The organism is Coleofasciculus sp. F4-SAH-05 (assembly GCF_040222985.1).
GTDB lineage: Bacteria > Cyanobacteriota > Cyanobacteriia > Cyanobacteriales > Coleofasciculaceae > Coleofasciculus > Coleofasciculus chthonoplastes.
Genome location: NZ_JAVKBY010000071.1, coordinates 1 through 21,297 on the forward strand (window position 1 = coordinate 1; position 21,297 = coordinate 21,297).

At 45.5% G+C, this 21,297-nt stretch carries 25 protein-coding genes and 2 pseudogenes; 14 read left to right on the plus strand and 13 right to left on the minus strand.

Going from position 1 to position 21,297, the window contains the following annotated elements; genetic code table 11:
• Positions 1-262 precede the first annotated feature (262 nt).
• Positions 263-634: a GxxExxY protein gene (locus RIG27_RS08775; RefSeq protein WP_446344306.1), complete on the plus strand. Its 372-nt coding sequence runs from the start codon at positions 263-265 to the stop codon at positions 632-634.
• A 295-nt stretch (positions 635-929) separates the two neighbouring features.
• Here the strand turns inward: RIG27_RS08775 and RIG27_RS08780 are convergent, their stop codons facing one another.
• The gene (locus tag RIG27_RS08780) at positions 930-1,160 is read right to left on the minus strand and encodes an addiction module protein (RefSeq protein ID WP_446344308.1); all 231 of its coding nucleotides are present in this window, start codon (positions 1,158-1,160) and stop codon (positions 930-932) included.
• Between the two features lie 901 nt (positions 1,161-2,061).
• The gene (locus RIG27_RS08785; protein WP_446344310.1) at positions 2,062-2,400 is read right to left on the minus strand and encodes an element excision factor XisI family protein; all 339 of its coding nucleotides are present in this window, start codon (positions 2,398-2,400) and stop codon (positions 2,062-2,064) included.
• A 225-nt stretch (positions 2,401-2,625) separates the two neighbouring features.
• Between RIG27_RS08785 and RIG27_RS08790 the strand changes: the two genes are divergently transcribed.
• From RIG27_RS08790 to RIG27_RS08800, 3 genes are read left to right on the plus strand one after another with little or no spacing between them, the layout of a single operon-like run.
• Complete coding sequence (locus RIG27_RS08790) at positions 2,626-2,793, plus strand: hypothetical protein (protein WP_446344312.1); 168 nt, start codon at positions 2,626-2,628, stop codon at positions 2,791-2,793.
• A 23-nt stretch (positions 2,794-2,816) separates the two neighbouring features.
• Positions 2,817-3,182: a papain fold toxin domain-containing protein gene (locus RIG27_RS08795; protein ID WP_446344314.1), complete on the plus strand. Its 366-nt coding sequence runs from the start codon at positions 2,817-2,819 to the stop codon at positions 3,180-3,182.
• 55 nt (positions 3,183-3,237) lie between these two features.
• Entirely contained in the window at positions 3,238-3,591 is a 354-nt protein-coding gene (locus RIG27_RS08800) for a hypothetical protein (RefSeq protein WP_446344316.1), read from the plus strand.
• A 244-nt stretch (positions 3,592-3,835) separates the two neighbouring features.
• Here the strand turns inward: RIG27_RS08800 and RIG27_RS08805 are convergent, their stop codons facing one another.
• The 6 genes from RIG27_RS08805 to RIG27_RS08830 form a co-directional block, all read right to left on the minus strand.
• Positions 3,836-4,174: an element excision factor XisI family protein gene (locus RIG27_RS08805; protein ID WP_446344318.1), complete on the minus strand. Its 339-nt coding sequence runs from the start codon at positions 4,172-4,174 to the stop codon at positions 3,836-3,838.
• Complete coding sequence (locus RIG27_RS08810; RefSeq protein WP_446344340.1) at positions 4,162-4,239, minus strand: hypothetical protein; 78 nt, start codon at positions 4,237-4,239, stop codon at positions 4,162-4,164. The genes RIG27_RS08805 and RIG27_RS08810 overlap by 13 nt, the downstream gene beginning before the upstream one ends.
• Positions 4,240-4,244: 5 nt before the next feature.
• Positions 4,245-4,394 carry a DUF433 domain-containing protein gene (locus tag RIG27_RS08815; RefSeq protein ID WP_446344320.1) on the minus strand — a complete coding sequence of 50 codons (150 nt, stop codon included), beginning with the start codon at positions 4,392-4,394 and terminating at the stop codon, positions 4,245-4,247.
• Positions 4,395-5,053: 659 nt separating this feature from the next.
• On the minus strand, positions 5,054-5,284 hold the full coding sequence (locus RIG27_RS08820; protein WP_446341319.1) for a hypothetical protein: 231 nt from the start codon (positions 5,282-5,284) through the stop codon (positions 5,054-5,056).
• The gene (locus tag RIG27_RS08825) at positions 5,274-5,531 is read right to left on the minus strand and encodes a hypothetical protein (RefSeq protein WP_446341321.1); all 258 of its coding nucleotides are present in this window, start codon (positions 5,529-5,531) and stop codon (positions 5,274-5,276) included. Before RIG27_RS08825 ends, RIG27_RS08820 begins: the two co-directional genes overlap by 11 nt.
• 155 nt (positions 5,532-5,686) lie before the next feature.
• Positions 5,687-5,845: a hypothetical protein gene (locus tag RIG27_RS08830; RefSeq protein WP_446344322.1), complete on the minus strand. Its 159-nt coding sequence runs from the start codon at positions 5,843-5,845 to the stop codon at positions 5,687-5,689.
• 494 nt (positions 5,846-6,339) lie between these two features.
• Here RIG27_RS08830 and RIG27_RS08835 point away from each other — a divergent pair, with 494 nt between their 5' ends.
• Together RIG27_RS08835 and psb35 are read left to right on the plus strand one after the other, a co-directional pair.
• Entirely contained in the window at positions 6,340-8,724 is a 2,385-nt protein-coding gene (locus tag RIG27_RS08835) for a transglycosylase domain-containing protein (RefSeq protein WP_446344342.1), read from the plus strand.
• A gap of 330 nt (positions 8,725-9,054) precedes the next feature.
• Complete coding sequence (gene psb35, locus RIG27_RS08840; protein ID WP_446344344.1) at positions 9,055-9,264, plus strand: photosystem II assembly protein Psb35; 210 nt, start codon at positions 9,055-9,057, stop codon at positions 9,262-9,264.
• 142 nt (positions 9,265-9,406) lie between these two features.
• Here the strand turns inward: psb35 and RIG27_RS08845 are convergent, their stop codons facing one another.
• Both RIG27_RS08845 and murD read right to left on the minus strand, forming a co-directional pair.
• On the minus strand, positions 9,407-9,967 hold the full coding sequence (locus tag RIG27_RS08845) for a cyclic nucleotide-binding domain-containing protein (RefSeq protein ID WP_446341325.1): 561 nt from the start codon (positions 9,965-9,967) through the stop codon (positions 9,407-9,409).
• A gap of 83 nt (positions 9,968-10,050) precedes the next feature.
• Complete coding sequence (murD, locus tag RIG27_RS08850; protein ID WP_446344346.1) at positions 10,051-11,448, minus strand: UDP-N-acetylmuramoyl-L-alanine--D-glutamate ligase; 1,398 nt, start codon at positions 11,446-11,448, stop codon at positions 10,051-10,053.
• A 535-nt stretch (positions 11,449-11,983) separates the two neighbouring features.
• Between murD and RIG27_RS08855 the strand changes: the two genes are divergently transcribed.
• Positions 11,984-12,139 (plus strand): hypothetical protein, encoded by a 156-nt coding sequence (locus tag RIG27_RS08855; RefSeq protein ID WP_446344324.1) that lies wholly within the window; start codon positions 11,984-11,986, stop codon positions 12,137-12,139.
• A 457-nt stretch (positions 12,140-12,596) separates the two neighbouring features.
• The gene (locus tag RIG27_RS08860) at positions 12,597-14,729 is read left to right on the plus strand and encodes a right-handed parallel beta-helix repeat-containing protein (RefSeq protein ID WP_446344326.1); all 2,133 of its coding nucleotides are present in this window, start codon (positions 12,597-12,599) and stop codon (positions 14,727-14,729) included.
• A 60-nt stretch (positions 14,730-14,789) separates the two neighbouring features.
• Here RIG27_RS08860 and glyS read toward each other — a convergent pair whose 3' ends face one another.
• The gene (gene glyS, locus RIG27_RS08865) at positions 14,790-16,934 is read right to left on the minus strand and encodes a glycine--tRNA ligase subunit beta (RefSeq protein ID WP_446344328.1); all 2,145 of its coding nucleotides are present in this window, start codon (positions 16,932-16,934) and stop codon (positions 14,790-14,792) included.
• Positions 16,935-17,083: 149 nt separating this feature from the next.
• Positions 17,084-17,668, minus strand: coding sequence for a Uma2 family endonuclease (locus RIG27_RS08870; RefSeq protein WP_446344330.1), 585 nt, complete (start codon positions 17,666-17,668; stop codon positions 17,084-17,086).
• Positions 17,669-17,807: 139 nt separating this feature from the next.
• On the opposite strand from RIG27_RS08870, the gene RIG27_RS08875 reads away from it, so the two are divergent.
• The 5 genes and pseudogenes from RIG27_RS08875 to RIG27_RS08895 all read left to right on the plus strand — a co-directional run bounded on the left by RIG27_RS08875 (position 17,808) and on the right by RIG27_RS08895 (position 20,380).
• Positions 17,808-17,987, plus strand: coding sequence for a hypothetical protein (locus RIG27_RS08875; RefSeq protein WP_446344332.1), 180 nt, complete (start codon positions 17,808-17,810; stop codon positions 17,985-17,987).
• 21 nt (positions 17,988-18,008) lie between these two features.
• A pseudogene (locus RIG27_RS08880) lies at positions 18,009-19,322 on the plus strand (CHASE2 domain-containing protein); the annotation flags it as partial.
• The gene (locus RIG27_RS08885) at positions 19,296-19,742 is read left to right on the plus strand and encodes a PilZ domain-containing protein (RefSeq protein ID WP_446344348.1); all 447 of its coding nucleotides are present in this window, start codon (positions 19,296-19,298) and stop codon (positions 19,740-19,742) included. The pseudogene RIG27_RS08880 and the gene RIG27_RS08885, both read left to right, overlap by 27 nt.
• 124 nt (positions 19,743-19,866) lie before the next feature.
• A complete protein-coding gene (locus RIG27_RS08890; RefSeq protein ID WP_446344334.1) occupies positions 19,867-20,109 on the plus strand; it encodes a CopG family ribbon-helix-helix protein in 243 nt (80 codons plus the stop codon).
• Entirely contained in the window at positions 20,099-20,380 is a 282-nt protein-coding gene (locus tag RIG27_RS08895) for a type II toxin-antitoxin system RelE/ParE family toxin (RefSeq protein ID WP_446344336.1), read from the plus strand. The genes RIG27_RS08890 and RIG27_RS08895 overlap by 11 nt, the downstream gene beginning before the upstream one ends.
• 25 nt (positions 20,381-20,405) lie before the next feature.
• Here RIG27_RS08895 and RIG27_RS08900 read toward each other — a convergent pair whose 3' ends face one another.
• Positions 20,406-20,930, minus strand: coding sequence for a hypothetical protein (locus tag RIG27_RS08900; RefSeq protein ID WP_446344338.1), 525 nt, complete (start codon positions 20,928-20,930; stop codon positions 20,406-20,408).
• A 159-nt stretch (positions 20,931-21,089) separates the two neighbouring features.
• Between RIG27_RS08900 and RIG27_RS08905 the strand changes: the two are divergent.
• Positions 21,090-21,297, plus strand: a pseudogene (locus tag RIG27_RS08905) (hypothetical protein); the annotation flags it as partial.

Below are 21,297 nucleotides of genomic sequence, written 5' to 3' on the forward strand. Positions count from 1 at the left end.
CACTCTTGCCCGAAAGTGCTATCCTCTCTGTGTAATCTGTGTTTAAAACACTGATTGCGCTGATTTTTTTATGGGTGAGTGATGGGTGGCACAGGTTAGTAGCACTGATTACACAGAGGGGTTAGTGGTGGGTGGCATAGGATGATTAAATTGGAGTGGGGACTGTTTAGGCGTCTGTGTCAATCTGTGTTATTTAATCGTGAGGCTGCTGGTAAAATCTAAGAAAATCGGTGTAATCTGTGTTTGAGTAAGGAGGTTGGGGATGGGTTATTTGTATGAGGAGAAGACCTATCAAATAATTGGCGCGGCACAGGAGGTGCATCGGGAGTTAGGGGCGGGGTTTTTGGAGGTGGTGTATCAGGATTCGTTGGAGATTGAGTTTCAACAGCACAATATTCCCAATCATCGGGAATGTCCCTTACCGATTTTTTATAAGGGGGTGCGGTTAAATCGAACCTACAATGCCGATTTTTTATGCTTTGACCAGATCATCGTGGAAACCAAGGCGGTAAGGATGTTAGTTAAGGAATTTGAAGCCCAAACCCTGAATTACCTCAAAGCCACGAAACTGCGCCTGGGTTTACTGATTAACTTTGGTGAACCGAGTCTCAAAGTAAAACGCATTATCAATTAGCCACTCCATGGCAGTCGTGGAGGAAGAATATATCTAGACAAGGAAAAAAAGCTTTATTACAAACCCCCCGAAGACCCAAAAACTGTGATAAAACAGCAGAAACAAACCCGAACCCAACCTATCCCAAAAATCAGTATGACTAACCTTTGCCACCCACCCCTAACTCCTCTGTGAAATCAGTGCTACCAACCTTTGCCACCCACCCCTACCATCAACAAAAATCAGTGTAATCAGTGTTATGGCGACTCATCCGCTTCACCATACTCAGTCAACGCTGCTGGGTGAAATACATATTTCATGACTCCAAAAGCCGTCTCACTTGAGTTAATGCTTCCTCTCCAGGAATTGATTGGACTAAACCACTGTGGATTTCATCTCTACGCTTCTTCGCTTCCGTTACCCAACGTGTTTGTAGTGTCTCGTCTATATCAAACTCAAGACTTTCCACCAGCTTCTCTGCCAATCTCGCTCTCAATGCGCTGGGCAGTGATAACGCTTCTTTCATTACTTGTTGGACAGAAGCCATAATTCCATACACAATAGGGATTACTCAAAGTTTAGCAAGAAAGCGGCAAACGTAGCACAAAACTAAACTGCACTCATTCACTGTGATTATAAGTGCGATCGCGCCTTTGCTGCACCCCATTAGATAACCAGGCTCAACCCCTTTCCACTGGGTACATTGAGCAATCGTGCGATCGCGTAACACTGATTTCGCTGATTTATAGAAACGTTAAGGGTGAGGGTGATAGGTTAATCACACTGATTTCACAGAGTGTTAGTTCTCAATAGCCTGACGATGTAAGAATTGTCGGGAAATTATTAAGTCCTCTGTGTCAATCTGTGTTCTTCACGCTTTGTGTCTTCTCGTTAGTGTCATTCAATCCGTGTAATCTGTGTTTTGGAAGTGACGAGTATAGAGCCTATAGGTGGGTACATTTTTCCATGATGAAATAGTACCTAAAAATTTAGCCAAAGTCAAGCCTTTATCGTATAAATGGGTAAAAAAAGAAGTGCGATCGTAACACTGATTACACTGATTTATAGAAACGGTAGCGGTGGGGGGTGATAGGTTAGTAGCACTGATTTCACAGAGGTGTTAGTTCTCAATAGCCTGACGATGTAAGAATTGTTGGGAAATTATTAAGTCCTCTGTGTCAATCTGTGTTCTTCACTATTGAGTCTTCTCGTTAGTGTCATTCAATCCGTGTAATCTGTGTTTTTGAAGTGACGAGTATAGAGTCTATAGGCGGACATATTTTCCCATGATGAAATAGTACCTAAAAAATTAGCCAAAGTCAAGCCTCTATCGTATAAAAGGGTAAAAATTACAAGTGCGATCGCCTATCCTAAAATTGAGGATAAACAGAGCGCGATCGCACCCACTTTCCTTACAAGTCAACCCTTAGACGATACCAACGGTTAAGCTACGCTAACGCAAATTCAGTATATTGTCTAACATGAGGTGGATGAAACGCTAAAACAATCTCCTCTCGTGTAATTCCTTTGTGTAACAAATCTGTCGCCACTCCATCCTCTGTCCAATCTTCCTCAATCCAAATTTTGTTATCTTTTAAACGAATATGAATCATCACACTCTTAATCCGCTCATCCTTGTGCCATCCCATCAACAGCAAAAGGTACTGATCGTGTACCTGATCAAAAGCTAAAGCACTTTCAGTTGTCGAACCTGATTTTTCATTGAGTTGATGATATTCTGTTAAAATATCTTGGATGATTTGCCGATAATGCTTTAATCTATCCATAACACTGATGTTACTGATTTATAGAAACGGTAGCGGTGGCGGGTGAAAGATTAATCGCACTAATTACACGGAGGCGTTAGCGATCGCTGTTTGGGTTAGTAGGGTGCGTTACACTTCGTTAACGCACCATCCAAACATAAAACGGTGCGTTACGGCGATAAAATCCCCAATTTTTTAACATGAACCCAAGCCAGCGCCTAACGCACCCTACGGGATAAATAATTCATGCGATCACGCCTTTGCTGCACCCCATCGGATAACCAGGCTCAACCCCTTCCCACCCAGTACATTGATCAATCGTGCGATCGCGTTAGGGTTGGGTTAACGAGGAAGAGTGGGATCGCCCAAGGAACGAAAAAGTTTAAGCCCAAATCGATTAGACTACTACCGTAATCATCAATTTTACAGACACAGACTTGTCTAAAGAAGAACTTCGTCAACAAATTACCAAAATTGCCAGTCGCTTCCAGATATTTCAATGCCAACAGTGCGCTGAGGCAATCAAGCAATTTCTCATTGAACAAAGAATTCCTGGCAAACAAATTAAATTATATACAGGGAGTGCAGAAGATCCTTACGGGAATATCTATCATGAAATCCTCCAACAGACTATTGCAACCAATGGTCAACATCAAGGAATTGCCGTGAAAATAGGGGAAGAAGAACTCATCTTTGATAATATTCATCACCAGGGCATTTCCCGAAAAGCTTGGCTAAATAACCTCTACTGTCCCATCAAAGACTTTGGCGGCGATTTCCAAATTACAGAGACTGACTTTTAAATCCTAATGGGAATTGAGTTAAAATAAAGTGACAATCAAAACCAAGAGGTGAAAGATGAGTGACTTATATGATCTACTCCAGAAAATTCAAAAACGACCTTCAATGTACCTAGGAAAGCCCCATATTAGCAACCTGCGCTCTTGTTTATCAGGTTATAACCTAGCCCGCCGTCAATTAGGAATTCCCCCAACCAAACACGAGCAAGAATTTGTCGAATTCCCAAATTGGATTAAGAAAAAATTTAACATTAGTACAGGACAATCCTGGGATAATATAATACTATTTTATTCGGAAGATGAAAGAACCGCTTTGAATAAATTTTTTGAATTATTTCAAGAATTTACCCAAGAATCAGAGAAAAACGGCAAACATGAATCCACAGAAGAGCAAGTGGAATCGCCAATCTAGTAGTCGCGTAGCACCCCGAAGTCAAATAGATGAGCATTACATATTCCACAAGGGGAGAAACCGTAGGGGCGCACCGACGTGCGCCCTTTGCCTTTGTCTGACGTGCGCCCCTACAATATTATCCCCAAATCCTTTATCTTCGTTCCATTCCTTTCACCGGATAGGATGATTAACCATCCGGGAAATCCTGCGATCGCACCCGCTTTCCTTACAAGTTAATCCTTAGACGATACCAACGATTAAGCTACGCTAATGCAAATTCAGTATATTGTCTAACATGAGGTGGATGAAACGCTAAAACAATCTCCTCTCGTGCAATCCCTTTGTGCAATAACTCTGTCGCCACTCCATCCTCTGTCCAATCTTCCTCAATCCAAATTTTGTTATCTTTTAAACGGATATGAATCATCACACTTTTAATCCGCTCATCCTTGTGCCATCCCATCAACAGCAAAAGGTAATGATCGTGTACCTGATCAAAGGCTAAAGCACTTTCAGTTGTCGAACCTGATTTTTCATTGAGTTGATGATATTCTGTTAAAATATCTTGGATAATTTGCCGATAATGCTTTAATCTATCCATTCCACAATCACCTCAATTTCTGGATCAACGATTAACAATTTCACTTGATTTCGATTGATAATCATCTGAGCTAACTGGCGTTGAAAATAACGTTTATAGGTTCCTTATACAGTTTAGCAATCGTCGCCACTGGCATTCTTGTACCCGCAATGCGGGGTTTACCGAAACAATAGCCAGGATCAATGGCGATATGTTCTGTACTTATGGATTGAAGAGGCATTTTTCCGTCTGGGGTAACGAGAATATTGTATTGATCGTATCATCAATCTGAGTGCGATCGCTGTAGGGTGTGTTAACGCAAGTGTAACGCACCACCCTAACCGAAAACGGTGCGTTACGGCGATAAAATCCTCAATTTTTTAACATTAACCCAAGCCAGCGCCTAACGCACCCTACGGGACAAATAAATTTATGCGATCGCGCTTTGGCTGCACCCCATCGGATAACCAGGCTCAACCCCTTCCCACCCGGTACATTGATCAATCGTGCGATCGTAACACTGATTTCACTGATTTATAGAAACGATAGCGGTGGGGGTAAAAGATTAATCGCACTGATTACACGGAGGCGTTAGTCCTCAATAGCCAGAAGATGTAAGAATTGTCGGGAAATTATTAAGTCCTCTGTGTCAATCTGTGTCCTTCACTATTGAATCTTCTTTTTAGTGTCACTCAATCCGTGTAATCTGTGTTTTTGAAATGATGAGCAAAGAGTCTATAGGCGGACACATTTTCCCATAATGAAATAGTACCTAAAAAAATCGCCAAAGTCAAGCCTCTGTCGTATAAATGGGTAAAAATAAAGTGCGATCGCCTGTCCGAGAATTGAGGATAAACACCAGCGCGATCGCGTTAGGGTTTGGTTGAGTGCGATCGCCGATCAAGAGACATGATAAGCCGTAATAGCAACTGCCCCATCTGGACTATAAATTGCTTCTATTCGCCTGAAACTTGTGTGAACCCACCAAACTTTAATCCGATTCCCTTTAGCTGGAGCCGTACCCACCTTACTATATCCGGCAGCAATTAAAAGCGCTTCAAATTCAGGAGTTAGCAGAATTTTAACCGTGATTTTGGCAATGCCATCCAGATCATGCTGATCAAGGGTCATAGCTACCTTGATAGGTACTATAGATCCGATACCCAGGTAGAACAAGTGCTATACCCCACCAACTATGAATAATTCCAGGATAGGTTTCTTCTGGTTCACTCCCACCTAACCTAATTTTCAGATCACCTAGCCAAAGATAAAATCCTGGAACGAGACTATCTAAGCTGTAAGCGATCGCTTGCAATTGAGGATCGGATTGTTGCCTAGGTTTAACTGACTTTTTTTTATCCGAGTGAGACGTTGACATAAACAGAATTTGAAGTGACGAGTATAGAGTCTATAGGTGGACACATTTTCCCATGATAAAAAATATACCAGAAAAATGGCGCGATCGCTGATTATTTTGCCCATCAATCTTTGTTTTCTACTCAGTTGCCTGATATCGCCAGCGCAACATTTCAATCAAGATCGGCGAAGCCCGAAACGAATCGCTTCTTGCTCTCCTAAATCTAAGTCAATTAGCCCAACATCAGGTTGATTCTCGATGGGTTGAACATCCAGCCAAGCCGGAGGTTGAGCTATCCAGGCTTGAACGGGTTCAGGTGCTGGCGATCGCCTCATGGTGTCCGAACTTGCCTCAATCCCAGTATCCCTCGGTACGGTAGGATTTTTTCAAGAGTTGAGATACAATTTGAGCGCTGGATTGACTTAAACCGCTTAAAAAGAAAAAATGATAATCATTGACAAACAAAATCGATTGAACCCCGGATACACCTCAACGCCAACGAAACCGATGCTAGGATGACGCTAGATTGCCAAGTCTCACGCATCGGGATTTTACTGAGAAGGAAGCTTGGTTTCATCTATCCGGCAAATTTTGATCCCAAGCCCTAAAATAAGCAAAAGGTCATGGCGGCTTGTGGTTTAATTGAGGAGTTCAAGTGTCAAATTCTATCCCAAAGCACGAAGATCCATCAAGTCAGTTGAATTCGGAGGCGGTAACGGAACAACCAACCCAGTCTGCCTCAGAGGATCAGATTCAACCCGACTCCCAGCCAAAACCGTCACCACGGTTGGATCTGGTAAGACGATGCCGACGGGGTGCAACGGTGACGATGAATGGGATTAAGGGAATTCAGAGTACCCTGGTTAAGTCATTGGTCGGACCCCCTCCTATCTATCGTCGGCGTAAGTTTTGGGTGGGGATAGGAATGGTGGGGATCAGTGGCGGTGCGATCGCCTTCGGTTTGGGTTGGCAAGCCCTGGAAGAAACTTTACCGGAGTCTACGGAGGATGTGCTGAGCTATATCCGGGATGAGACGATTACCGTAAAAGCAGCCGATGGTACGATTCTCCAGCAAATTGGACCAGCGACTCACGATAATCTAAAAATATGGGAAATTCCGGACAGGCTAAAACAAGCGTTTATTTCGATAGAAGATCAACGCTTTGAAAATCATAGTGGACTGGATTACCAAGGGATTGTCCGGGCGGCATTCTCGAATCTGTTAGCCAGAGATGTGGTGGAAGGCGGCAGTACGATTACCCAGCAATTGGCGCGGATTGTCTATTTTGATCAGCAACAAACCCTAGGTCGCAAGCTCAAAGAAATTCGGATGGCGCAAAAAATTGAGCAGGATTTGGAGAAAGATCAAATCTTGGAGCGCTATTTGAATCTGGTGTATTTGGGTTCTGGGGCGTATGGCGTCGCGGATGCGGCTTGGGTGTACTTTAGTAAACCCGTTACCGAATTGACCTTAGCGGAAATGGCAACCTTGGCAGCCTTGCCACCCGCACCGAGCGAGTATTCTCCCTTTATTAACAAAAAAATCGCCCAAGAGCGGCGGAATGTGGTGCTGCGCCGGATGCAGAAAAATGGGTATATTACCGAGGGAGAAGCAGACGCCGCGATCGCGACTCCCTTAAGGACAAAGCGCAGCAACCCCAAGCGTTTAGACCGACAGGCGTCTTATTTTACTGAATATATTCAACAAGAACTGCCGAAATACGTTCCCCCCGATGTTTTAGGTAAAAAGGGATTGATTGTGGAAACAACTCTCAATCCTCAGTGGCAAAGGGCAGCAGAAGTGGCGGTGGCAGAGACAATAGAAACCTATGGCAAATACCAACGGTTTGAACAAGCCGCATTAGTAGCAATTGATCCGCGTAATGGTCAAATCAAAGCCATGGTGGGGGGTAAGGATTTCTTTGATCAGCAATTTAACCGGGTGACGCAGGCACAACGCCAACCGGGTTCGACATTTAAAACATTTGTTTACACAACCGCGATCGCGGCAGGTTTCTCTCCCTATCAAAGTTATGAGGATGCCCCCTTTGTCGTTGATGGTTATGAACCCAAGAACTATAGTGAAACGTTTCGCGGTTGGACTTCGATTCGGGATGCTCTCACCCATTCGGTGAACATTGTGGCAGTGAAAACCTTAATCAAGGTGGGTTGGGACCCGGTGGTGGAAATTGCCGAGAAAATGGGGATTGAATCAACCCTGAACAAAACCTATTCCTTGGCATTAGGAGCGTCAGAAGTGAATTTACTGGAGTTGACCAGTGCTTATGGCACTTTAGCCACTCAAGGCATACAAGTCCACCCCCATGGGATTCGCCGCATTCTGGATCGACAGGGTAAGGTGATTTATCGAGAACAGATCCAACGCGAGCGAGCCATTGACGAAGACACCGCCGCGATTATGACCTGGATGCTCCGCAAGGTGGTAACCTCCGGAACAGGAGGGAACGCTCAGTTACGCGATCGCGCCGTGGCGGGCAAAACAGGTACGTCAGACGAAGCCCGTGACCTCTGGTTTATCGGCTACATTCCCCAATTAGTGACTGGCGTTTGGCTGGGTAATGATGATAATAAACCCACTTGGGGAGCCAGTAGCACCGCCGCCATCACTTGGCATGAGTTCATGGAAGAAGCCGTCGAAAATATGAGGGCGGAAGACTTTCCAGATCGACCTGATAAATTAGAGGGTAGGGAAGGGACGATTGAAGCCAAGCCGATCAAGCCGAAAAAAACCTATACCAAGAAATCCAATACAACAAACCAGACTAGCTCTAGAAGCAGACGGAGAAGCCGCAGTACTTCGACTTACAACAGCCGATCAACCTCTGGTTCCACCAGTCGTAGTTATTCCCCACGACGTTCAAGCAGCAGCAGAAGCAGTGGTAGTAGTAGTAGTCGCAGTCGTACTAGGAGCCAACCTGCACCCGCCCGTTCCTCCCGTCGCCAAGCCCCGGTTCGCAACACAGCGCCCAGCAACCCACCACCGAGACGGTCAGCACCTGCACCCAAACCTGCTCCGCCAGCCCCAGCTCCAGCTCAACCAGCGGCAGTTTCGGCTCCCCCTGTCCGCAATACTGTCCCAGCACCAGTAGCACCGCCCCCAGCGCCTCCAGCCTCGCGCAAAGCGGCACCTGCACCCGCTCCGGCTGCGCCAGCACCTGCACCCATCACTGCTCCTCCCGCGTCTGAAGAGTAAAGTGTTGAGTGTTGACCCTTAACGACCTTCGAGGGAACCTGATTGGTAGGGGCGGGTTTAGGGACTTTCGTTTCACTATTGACGATAACGTTGGTTCAAAACTCGCCCTCATCTCCCAGACGTAGCATGCTACGTCTCTACATGGCTCCCCCATCTTCCCCAGCTCCCCCATCTCCCTAATCTTCCGTATCTCCCCCATCTTCTGTATCTCCCCCATCTCCCCCAGCTTCCCCAACATCTTGGTCACCGCAATTCGGTCTCAGGGGTGATAGATTCTCCGGAAAGTTTTGATAGGATAGCCAAAATAGGATAAGGAGTGAATCTATGTATTTGAATTTATTGATGGAAGCAGGAGCGGCTCAAGCTTCTAAATTTCCATTCTCGTTTACATTGGTCTATGTGATCGGCTTTATCGCCGCTGTTGTCCTTGGCTCTATCGCCTGGTATAACTCCAAGCGTCCAGCCGGTTGGGAAAATAAAGATCGTCCTGACATTGTACCCAAGGTTAATACGCCAGAGAATTCCAGCCAACAGAAATAAAGGCTAAATGGGGAGGGATTTACCGCAAATATGTATATGAACTACCCAGACCTACAACGTTTAGGTCTGGGTTTCTACAACCCGACCAGTAGGACTGTATTTCTGACCCAACTTAAGTGCACCTCCACACCTGGAGCCCCCATTAATCTGGAAGCACCGCATGGTCATTATTCCGCAAACGCCTCAGGAGCCAATCGAATCGGGCTTGGGCAAGGGGTACATTATCAACGACTTCTTGGGATAACTCTTCAGTCTCATTCTCGTCCTTAAGCCAATCGGTTTTGGCATAACCCAGATATCGCACCGTACCCCGTAATCGAGTAGACAGAAAAATCGCGATCGCACGATAGAAGCGTGAGGCAAATCCTTGGTCTTTTTGCAGTTTTTCCAGGAGATGATGACGCGGAATGGATAAAATCAGAGAGGTTTCCACCGCCTGAACCGTAGCCGAGGGAGGACGAGTATCCGCAAAAGACATTTCCCCGACAACCGCACCACTGGTTAATCGAGCGATTGTCTTGCCTTGCAATGCTGAAACTGATACCGATAAGGTTCCCTCTAGCAGAATCAGCAGAGTATCGATGGGTTGACCTTCCTCAATTAGGATGGTTCCTGCGGTAACTTCCTTTCGGTGTCCCACAGCGATCATCCAATCCATATCATCGTCATTTAGTTCACCGAGTAAAAAAAATACTTTTTTCATTTGTTATTCGTCATTCGTCCTGGGTGGAAACCTGCCGGATTGGTTAAAATTATAACTTTTAACAAAGTTGACATACACCCTGACTAAGGACTAAAATTTTGCCAACAGAGCTGACGGAAATCATCACCTCGATGTTCAAAACTTTGATACTGGTCAAAACTCGCACAAGCCGGTGACAGTAAAACCACACACGCATGATCCTGTTTGGCTAATTCGGCAGCTCTAGGAACCGCTCGCGCCATGGTTTCCACAATTTCATAACGATAATAACCCACCTCCTGCAAGCGTTGAGCAAATGCTGGTGCGGCTTCACCAATCAGTAAAACAGCCGCCGCTTTCACTTGGATTGTGTTCAACCAGTGGGTATCATCTCCCGCTTTGGCTTCACCCCCAGCAATTAAAATAGCCGGACTGTCAACAGCCGCTAATCCCACTTGCGCCGCATCATAATTAGTGGCTTTACTATCATTAATAAAGTCAATGCCCTGCCAGGTGATAATATGTTCGAGGCGATGAGGAACACCAGGAAAATTGGTAATAGCCTCAACAATTGCCTGTTTCTCAATCCCAGCTAACCGCGCGGCGGCGACTGCCATGAGTAAATTCTGCTGATTGTGATAGCCCACCATCCGCAAGGAATCCACAGGAACAATTGGTTCCGATTCCACCATCACCCAGCCATTTTCAATATATACCCAAGGACGAGGCGTCGCGTCACGACCCTTTACACTTGTCCAGTACGCCTTTGACCAATGAGTTGTCCCCAACTGACGCAAATAGGGATCATCACCGTTAAAGACTTGATAGTGCGATCGCGACAGCAGCTTGGCTTTAATAGTGTAGTAATTTTCCAGCGTCTTGTGGCGGTTCAAGTGATCCGGCGTAAACGTTGTCCACACCCCAATTGTTGGACCTAAATCCCGTGACGACTCAATTTGATAACTACTAATTTCTGCAATAACCCAGTCAATTTTGGATTGGGGTAGTTTCTCATGTAGAGACCGTCCATGGAAGGTCTCTAAGGGCTGTGCCAAAGCCAGTTCACACGCCGCATAGCCGATATTACCGCAGGCAGGCGCATGGAAACCCGCCGCTTGAAAAATAGCTGCAATCAGCGCCGTTGTCGTGGTTTTACCATTCGTCCCCGTAATCCCCACCCAAGGAGAAGACTTGAGATAACGCCAAGCCAGTTCCATCTCACCAATTGTATCAATCCCGCGATTCCTGGCTTCAATTAAAACCGGAATATCCCAAGGAACACCAGGACTCACCACAATCAGTTCAGGTAAATCCCCATCGCCAAGGGTAAGAGAATACCCCAGTTTAACCGTAATTCCCTGAACATTAAGGACTTGTTGTTGCTGTTGCAGAGAATCAGAGGTTTTGCTATCACTGACGGTTACCGTCCACCCATCCTGTTTCAGGAGTCGTGCGGCGGCTATTCCGGAGCGTCCCAGACCAATGATGTGAGCGTTGGGCATAACCTGATGATGGTTTGTTCGTTTAATTCTAATTACCATGTAGAGACTCCTCATGCAACGTCTCTACAGTCCAGGGACTAACAATTCTACCAGAAGATAGCTGTCTGATTCTGGGTGAAGTGCGAGATTGAAAGAGACATCCGCCGTCATGAATCGGGAATTACGGGATATCGTGACCATGGCAGAGTTTAAGGACGTTCCCTTGGAACCTCTCTACATGTATAATGTCGAAGGTCATCGAATAATTTTCGTTGACATCAAACAAGGTTTTGCATCATGACTCTTAAAATGAGTGTCGCTGACTTAATCTGGGTTCGTAGTAGGCACGAAGCGTGCCAGAAGCGCTTTAGCGCTTACTACAAACATTTCTCTTAAACGTCTGGCAGCCGCAATTAGTTTAACCCTACTGAGTTGGACGCTACCCACGAAGGCGCAACCCTTATCCGAGCAACAACTTCCCTCCAGTATCGATCAACTCACCAATCCGGCACAACTCCGACGATTTCAACAACGCCTCCAGCGAGAACAGCCCCTTTTGTATTTATTTTTACAATTAGAATCGGCTCAGACTGAAAACTTGCAACAGAAAGCCGAACAAGAAATTCGACAAATGTTGCAACAGCCGCCATCGCTACAACAGCAATTATTCCAACAACAAATACGAGGAACTTTGGAGCTGGACGACTTGTAAAGATTGTATTTAGTCGCAAAATAAATTAAATTAGGTTACCCTGAAATAATTATTCTATTTTTTATCGGCAAAATATTGTAATGTTTACCTGGAGCGTTGATCTCTTGTTATTAGAGAAAATAATCCAGATACCAAACATTGATATTTTTTTTGTATCTTATGAACCCCAAAACAAATAGTATTATTTTATGGATAAAACAAAATCAAAGTAAACGTTAAGTATTGTTAATTCGATTGCCTAATTCACTAATAAGGCTCTATTAATGGAACAAGGTATAGAACATCGTGAGGACAATCTATTCAAATAGACAGCACGATGTTACGTTGAAACCATGCTGTCAGAAAAAAAAACATACAGCAAATTCAACGATTACTGAATCAGGGGTTTGCTAACCATTTCGCAAAAAAAAAATGCTCCAAAGTAGCACTTTAGTCAAATAGTATTGGAGAGCAAACAATGTCACAAGTGTTCACCGTTCAAAACCGGAAAGACAGCGGACAAGGTTCCTTAAGAGATGCGATCGCGCAAGCCCAGTCAGGAGATACAATTAAATTTGCCTCTGGTCTGAAAAATAAGACCATTAAGCTGACCAGTGGTCAACTCGAAATTGATAAAGACCTAACGATTGATGGGTCTAAGGCTCAAGGTTTAAAGATTAGTGGGAATAACGCTCACCGCATCTTTGATATCAAGCGAGACGCTGGCTATAATTCCACCGAGTTTACCCTGCGAAATTTGAATTTGGTTAACGGCAAAACCAATAAGAAGGGTGCAGATGGCGCGGGAGCTGCAATTCGTACAGACAGTTACACCACACTCACAGTAGAAAATAGTGAGTTTCGGAATAATTACGCTAACGGTGAAGGCGGCGGTGCCATCTTTGCCGGTTGGCGCAGCAACACGACTGTGATTAACTCTGAGTTTGAGAATAACCGTACATCGGGAAATAGTCAAACGGGTAAGAGTGAGCGAGGGGGTGGTGCAATTGCAGTTGGTAGTGAAAGCTCTCTCACCGTCAAGGATAGTGAGTTTACGGATAATACGGGAATCAATGGTGGGGCGATTAACACCGTTTTGGGGGGGTTAACCGTGGAAAACTCCACCTTCACCGATAATGACTCCACTCCCGGCGGTAAATTCGGACCCCATACAAAGGGCTATGGTGGTGCAATTTATACCGATGGTGCTTCAGCAACTACTAATAGCAGTACCAAGGGCAAAATTGAGATTAGTAACAGTCGGTTTGAGGGTAATAAAGGCGCAGGGCAAGGAGGCGGACTGTTTTTATACGCCTATCCGGGCGACGAAGTGATTATTGAAGATAGCACAATCATCGATAATCAGGTGATCAAAGATGCCAAAGGTGATGCTCTTGGCGGTGGAGTGCGCCACGGGAATAGTAAATTGACAGTGCGTAACACCACCTTTGCCAACAATCGGGCACTGGTGCAAGGCGGTGGTTTGTGGACAGGAGAGAAATCCCCGGTCACCATTGACAACAGTATATTCTACGACAACGAAGCTAAGTCAACCAATGGCAAGAGCGGTTTAGGAGGAGCAATTCTCTTAGGGAACGGTTCTAGCCAAACGAAAATTACTAGCACCACTGTTGCCAATAATTATGCGGGATGGCAAGGTGGAGGATTCTGGGGCGGTGGTAACAATGTTACCCTAAAAAAGACCCTAGTTGCTGATAACGTAGCCAACAATGGTGGCAACAAGTGGAATATTTACCATCACACTGGTAAGGTATTTCGTGATGGGGGCGGTAACTTTCAGTCAGAAGATCCCAATCCTAACGATACGAAAGTCACAGCTAAAGCCAAGCTGCTTGACCCGCAATTGGGAGACTTCACCGATAATGGGGGTGCCGTACAAACCGCCCCGATACCAGGCAATCCAGAGGTGACCGGAGGTGCTACACTGACTCCGACAGCAGGCGGCAATAGTGTCAGCAATAATGAACTCCAGTTAGTCGCAGCGGTTGCCGAGCAAACGGCTGAGGTAGACGAACCCTTGAGTTTTGATGGCAATAATCAGGATACTACACCTGCCCAAAATGACTCCATCCTAATCACTGAAGGAGAGCCTGAACTCATCAACTTGGATGATCAAACCAGTTCGGTATCCGCGAAGTTTTTCAATATTGAGAGTGATGCTGGTTTTAACAATTCTGTTGGGTTTTACGCTGTTGAAAATGAGCAAGGAGATGTGAAAGATAAAGTAACGGGTGAACTGATTAGTCCAGATGAGGCAGGGTATGCTGAAGCGGCTTTAGCTCAACAAGTGGTTGGCGACATGAACCGAAATACGGGGATATTTGAAGCAGAATTCCAGGCAGGAACCATTTTAGCGCCTTACATTATCGCTAATGGTACAACAGAAGAATGGCTGGAAACCAATCCAAATAATCAGCGCCTTGGTTATGCCGATCCCACTGCCTACTTTGCCTATTTAGGTGCTAATCCTGATGGGAAAGATCACGTCAGTCTACTGGGTGAGAACAAGTTTGGTTTTGAAGATTGGTTTGGTGGCGGTGATATGGATCATGATGATATCACCTTTGAAGTTGATTTAACGGTTGCCTAAATTTTCTGACCCGATTGGGTTGTAGAGACGCGCCATGGCGCGTCTCTACACAATGCGTCTCTACTTGACGATCGCGCCAAATTCTGCTAATACCCGTGCGTGGTTTCGCAGTAACCCCAATAGGTTCAACCGATTGCGGCGAATCTCTGGATTTTCGTCCATCACCATGACCCCGGCTTCCTTATCATCAAAGAAGGTACTCACAATTGGCGTAACTTCTGCTAATGCATCAACAATTTGCTGATAATTCCGCTCTTGTTGTGCCGCTTGGGTACGGGGAACTAATTCAACTAATGCCTGATAAAAGGCAGGTTCACTAGATTTTTCAAACAAATCGGGACGTACAACCGCCTTGGGATCTAATTGTTGGAAATCTAAGTCTCCTTGCATCGATAACCGTGCCGAACGGTTCACGGTTTCGTAGATTTCATCGAGTTTGCCGTTCTTCCGAATCCCTTGCAAGAACAAGGCGCGATCGCGAACATCTAACAAGTCTTTTAATGCCCGTTGGGTATACTCGCGATCATTCTCACCCAAAACCGCATTCACTAAGTCATAATCAATCCTCTGTTCGTCTTGCAGCAAGGTGCGAATCCGTTGAATTAAAAACTCTTGCAAGGCTTCAACGGGCGATGATTTCTCGGAATAGGTGGCGACAAAATCAGCAGAAATATCTTGCAATAGCTGATCTAAATTAATCCCTAAATTCCCCTCCCAGGTAATATTAACTACCGCATTTGCGGCACGGCGCAAAGCAAAGGGGTCAGAGGAACCAGTGGGAATCATGCCTAAGCTAAAGATACTTACCAATGTATCCAAGCGATCAGCCAATCCGACTACTTGACCGAGTAACGTTTCTGGTAACTTGTCCCCAGCACCTCTGGGTAAATAATGCTCAAAAATCGCCGTAGCTACCGCCTCAGATTCACCACTGGCTAGAGCATACTTTTGCCCCATGACACCCTGTAATTCAGGAAACTCATAGACCATTTGGGTGACGAGATCCGCTTTACAAAGGGCGGCGGCGCGAATAATATCATCCCATTGGGTTTGTGATACTGCCAATTGCTCCGCAATCCGTGACGCTATTTTTTCGATGCGCCCGACTTTCTGACGCATGGAACCTAATTCGTCTTGGAAGGTGACGGTTTCTAACTTGGGTAAATAACTCTCTAGGGGTAAGGCTAAGTCAGTTTTATAGAAATACTCGCCATCCGCTAAACGGGCGCGAATCACTCGTTCATTTCCGGCGGCGATAATCTCAGATTTTGCCGGATCACCATTGGATAGGGTAATAAAATGAGGCAGTAATTCGGTCGCTGTTTCATCCTTGAATACGGGGAAATAGCGCTGATGCGTAACCATTACCGTTTTCACCACCTCTGGCGGTAAGATTAAGTATTCGGCATCAAATTGACCGACAATGGCGGTGGGATACTCTACTAAGTCAGTGACTTCATCCCATAATTCCTCATAGAGTAGGGTATGACCGTTGAGTTTTTGTGCGGCTGGCTGAACTTGGTCTTGGATGATTTGTTTGCGGCGATCGCGTTCTACGATCACAAAGGCTGATTCTAGGGATTTTACATAGTCCTCAGCCTGGGTAAGGGTTACCGAGTCTGGGTGTAAAATACGGTGTCCACGGGATGTGCGATCGCTCTTAATCGTTTCTGAACCATTGACTAATTCAATCGGCAATACGGTATCATCCAGCAGTGCCACCAACCAGCGAATTGGGCGAGAAAACTTTAAGTCTCCATCCCCCCAACACATAAACCGCTTTCCTTGTAAGCCAAAAATCCATTGGGGGATGACTTCGGGGAGAATTTCAATCGCCGAACGACCGATGATTTTCTTGACAACAAAGACAAATTCCCCTTTCTGTGTGTCTCTGATTTCCAGATCATCGAGGCTAACGCCCTGTTTGCGGGCAAACCCTTCAGCGGCTTTGGTGGGTTTCCCCTGTTTAAAGGCGGCTTTGACTGGAGGACCTTTAACTTCTTCTTCGCGATCAGGTTGTTGGCGAGGTAATCCCTGAATTAGTACGGCTAGACGGCGAGGTGTGCCGTACACCTGGATACTCTCAGGAGTCAGCAGGTGTTCATCAAGACTTTTTGACAGGCGCGACTGCCATTGTTGAATCGCACTCTCGACGAAATTTGCAGGTAATTCTTCTGTACCGACTTCCAATAAGAATGTGGGCATAATGCGATCGCGCGTCGTGGACAAAGGTTGGGTGTGAGTAGGATGAACGGCTAGCAGAGTCTAGTGGCTGCCAGTTTTCCTAGTTTAACCCTATTCTTGACATCCTCACCTACCAAGGGTTTGGAAACCGGGGTTTGGTTTCCAAACCCCTACCTGGGTGGCAACATCTGCGTTACTTCGATGCTCAAATTCGGAAACTGTAATGGAGAAATCCGATCATTTTCCGCCAGGATTATCTCTTGCTGATACCCTTGCGGAGTTGGTTCTCGAAAAACGTGCAGTTGACGTCGCTTGAGGTTTAGTACCCAATACTCTTGAATTTCAGAGTTGGCATAATCCTTTGCCTTGATACCACAGTCTGTATTGAGTGTTCTATCGGCAACTTCAATAATCAGATAAATTTCTGAGGGGTGAGGATGATGATCCAGGTAGCGTAAGACATCGGGCATAACCACCGCCACATCGGGTTCAGGTTCTGAGCGATCGCTTAATGTTACGGGAAGTTGCGTCCTGACTAACACTTGTTGTCTTAAGTTATCTTCTAACAGCAATCGGGTTAGGGTAATGGCTGTCGCATGGGGCGTTCCTTGGGGACTCATTTTTCGGATAATCTGTCCGGCTATTAACTCTACGGGTTGATCAGGTGATAAAATACCCACTTCTGCCATCCGGTGATAGTCTTCAACTGTCCACAGGTGTAGAGGGATTTGGGTTTCGTGTTGGCTTATTGGCATCAGTTTTATTTAAGCTACCTGTAGGGGCACGATAATATCGTGCCCTACCATAATCAATGGCGTGTGTGCTTAAGTCCTACATTTATAGCACTACGGGGTACGGAAAGGACATTTATCTGTTGCCTGTGACACACCGAGCGTGTTACCGAGCGAAGCCGTGTTACCGAGCGAAGCCGTGTTACCGAGCGAAGCCGTGTTACCGAGCGAAGCCGTGTTACCGAGCGAAGCCGTGTTACCGAGCGAAGCCGAGGTAAGTCGAGGTGTTGCCTATTCCCTATTCCCCATTCCCCATGACACACCGAGCGAAGCGTTCGACTGAGCGCTCACGCCGAAGTCCGAGGTGTTCCCCATTCCCTCATCTCAACCGTTAACTTTAATTTTGTCCGACGTTATCCCTAGTTTTAGTACGATGTTAGCGTTGACCTATTTAGAGGCGGAAGGGATTACGCTTGAGCCAATAGATGATGAAGGAACTCAGTATCGGTTGGGTCAAGCTATTTTTACCCGTTTTAATCAGCATGATGGGGGCTACGTCCGCACCGATGCGGGTGGATTTCAGATCATCTCTAATTTCCGCAATCTCAGGCAAGGGTTTCAGTCGATTTCGTTCACGGATGTCCTAGAGGGAAAAATACCAAAGGATTGGGGACGCGATCGCGTCATCTTAATAGGAATCACGGGTGAGAGTGTAGCGGATAACTTTTTCACACCCTATAGTCGGGGATTGGTGAATCAAGCATCAGGGGTAGAAATTCATGCCGATGTCGTGAGTCAGATAGTGAGTGCGGCGTTAGAAGGGCGTCCGCTGATTCAGGTTTGGTCTGAACCTTGGGAACTGTTGTGGATTGTCGCTTGGACGGTAATTGGGGCGATATTGACCTGGGGACAGCGCTATCAGGGGGGTGTGACGTTTAAGGTTGTGAGTCTGATTTTAGTGGGCGGTAGCTTGGTTGGTGGCTGTTACTGGGCATTTTTGCAGGGATGGTGGATTCCTGTGGTACCGCCGATTCTGGGATTAACTGGGTCTGCGATCGCGATTATTGGGTATGTGGCTTACGGTGCGGGTCAAATGCGCCGCATATTTGGTCGCTATATCGCTGATGCGGTGGTGGCGAATTTGCTGGAGACGCCTCAAGGATTGCAGTTGGGTGGAGAAAACCGTCAGGTTACGGTTCTATTTTCCGATTTAAGGGGATTTTCGGCAATTTCTGAGCGAGTGTCACCGGAGATGGGGGTGAGGGTGATTAACCATTACTTGGAAGTGATGACTGATGTGGTTGATCAGTATCAGGGTGTGATTAATGATTTCATGGGTGATGGGATGCTGATCATATTTGGTGCGCCGATTGAGTGAGAGGACGATTGCCAACGCGCGATCGCTTGTGGGATTGCGATGCAGTTGGCGATGACAGATGTTAATCAGTACAATGAAACCCTGAATTTGCCAGCCTTAGAAATGGGAATTGGTATTCATGGGGGAGAAGTATTAGCGGGGAATATTGGCTCACAAAAACGGGCAAAATATACGGTAATGGGGAGTCCGGTTAACTTGGCGTCTCGGATTGAATCCTATACCGTTGGTGGACAAGTTTTAATTTCTCAGGAGTTGTTGAAACAGATGGGTTCAATGCTCAGGGTGGATGGGGAATTGCACGTTCACCCCAAAGGATTTGCCGAACCGATTACGGTTTATGGGATTGGTGGAATTGGCGGAGATTTTAATTTAATTTTGCCGAAACCTGAAACTGAGTATGTTTTGTTGAGCAATAAACTTACAATACAGTATATAGTTTTAACGGGAAAGCATTTAGGACAGGAATTCTGTCAATGCACAATCGTAAAATTATCGGCGAATGGCGCTGAGATTCACACCCAACGGCCTTTAGGATTGTTGAGTAATCTCAAGATTAATTTAGTGATGGGTACAGAAAAGGCAAAAGGACTGGGGGACATTTACGCGAAAGTCGTTGAAAAATCAGTAGATAATCCAAATCATTTTGGTATTCGATTTACAGGCATTCCGCCAGAAATAGCAGCCGTACTTTCTTATTTACGTCAGTCGTATTCAGATTGAAATAATTATTCAGAGTACAGGCTCTTCTAGAATGGTTATGATTCTTCTTGCAATGCAATCAATACAGTGCATAATTAAATAGTACGGCTGCACTTTAACCAACCCTCAACGAAGAACCTGTCTTATGAGCAAGGAAAATGTAACGTTTCGACTTGATCCAGATAAGAGAGCTGCACTGGATGCCATTGCTGCTGGTATGGAGCGTAATTTGACCTATGTGCTAAATCAAGCAATCAATGCTTACCTAGAAATGCATCAGTGGCAACTGCAAGAGATTCAGCAGGGTATCACTGAAGCCGATGCTGGGGATTTCGCTAGTGAACAAGAGGTAAGCGCCGTCTTTACTCGGTTGACCCATGGAAGTTAGATGGTTACGCAAAGCACTACGCAATCTTGAGCAGCTTCATGCTTACATTTGCGAAGATGACCAAGATGCTGCAACAAGTGCTGTTGTGAAAATTCAAGCAGCGGTTGAGCAGTTAGCAAAATTCCCTTACATGGGAAGAACCGGGCGCGTTGAAGGGACTAGGGAGTTGGTCATCTCAAAGACACCCTATTTTGTCGTCTACCGAGTTAAAAATAATCAGGTACATATTCTCCGTGTTTTACATAACGCGAGAAAATATCCTGATCGCTAAACGTCTGGATAATCAGTAATTATTTTTATGGGGACGCTGTTTCCGAAACCTGGCAATTGACCGAATTTTGCCAACCGCCATGAGGTGTTCCATTGGGGACGTAAGCCGTCAACACCACATTCCCTTCTGCATCAATAATCCAACCTTGGGCTTCAATAATCTGCTTGGGAGGATGAGAAATAGGAGAATTATTTTCCTCTACTTGTCCTTCTATTTCCTCATCTTCTTCCCTGGCTATCACCGTGCCAAAATCATCTTGTACCAAATTAGAACTCAATACATCTATTGGGTTTTCAGGTAAACCACCTCGTCCAGTGACAGTAAATTGACTCTGACGATTACTAGCTGCACAGGTTCGGTTAATTTGTCCTGAAGGGTCAACTAATGTGCTGGGGAGTTGAGTCAGTCCGCGACTGGGGTCAAGGGATACATTAAGTGTGACTTCACCAGGATTGCCAAACTGAGAACTAACATCAATGTCGTTTGTGCGGTTTCCATCAATAGCTGGCTGTTCCTCAATGCCAAAGACGCCAGTGGCGGTAATGTTCACAGTCCCACCATTCCCTTGATTTGCCTTGGCGATAATGTCGCTACCGTTTTCCCCTTCGGAAGCAGGGGGTTTTCAAAGTCCGGGGGAATCTTTAAAAGAAAAGTGAACTTTTTCCGGTAAAATTAAGAAAAGCTCACTTTTTTCAATTTCAAAAAAATCATGCTTTCTAGGATAATTGAAGAATTCAAAAAAGTCAAGTATTTTCGCAACAAGCGAGGCAAACGGCACGAATTATGGGTAGTTTTATCTATTATTTTTTTGGGTCTGATTACGGTAAAAAGGAATCAAATAAAATTGTACAATAGTCTTAAGGAGTTAACGGAAAGAGAAAGTCCAGTAAGCGAATATGAAAAAAAGGATGTAAGTC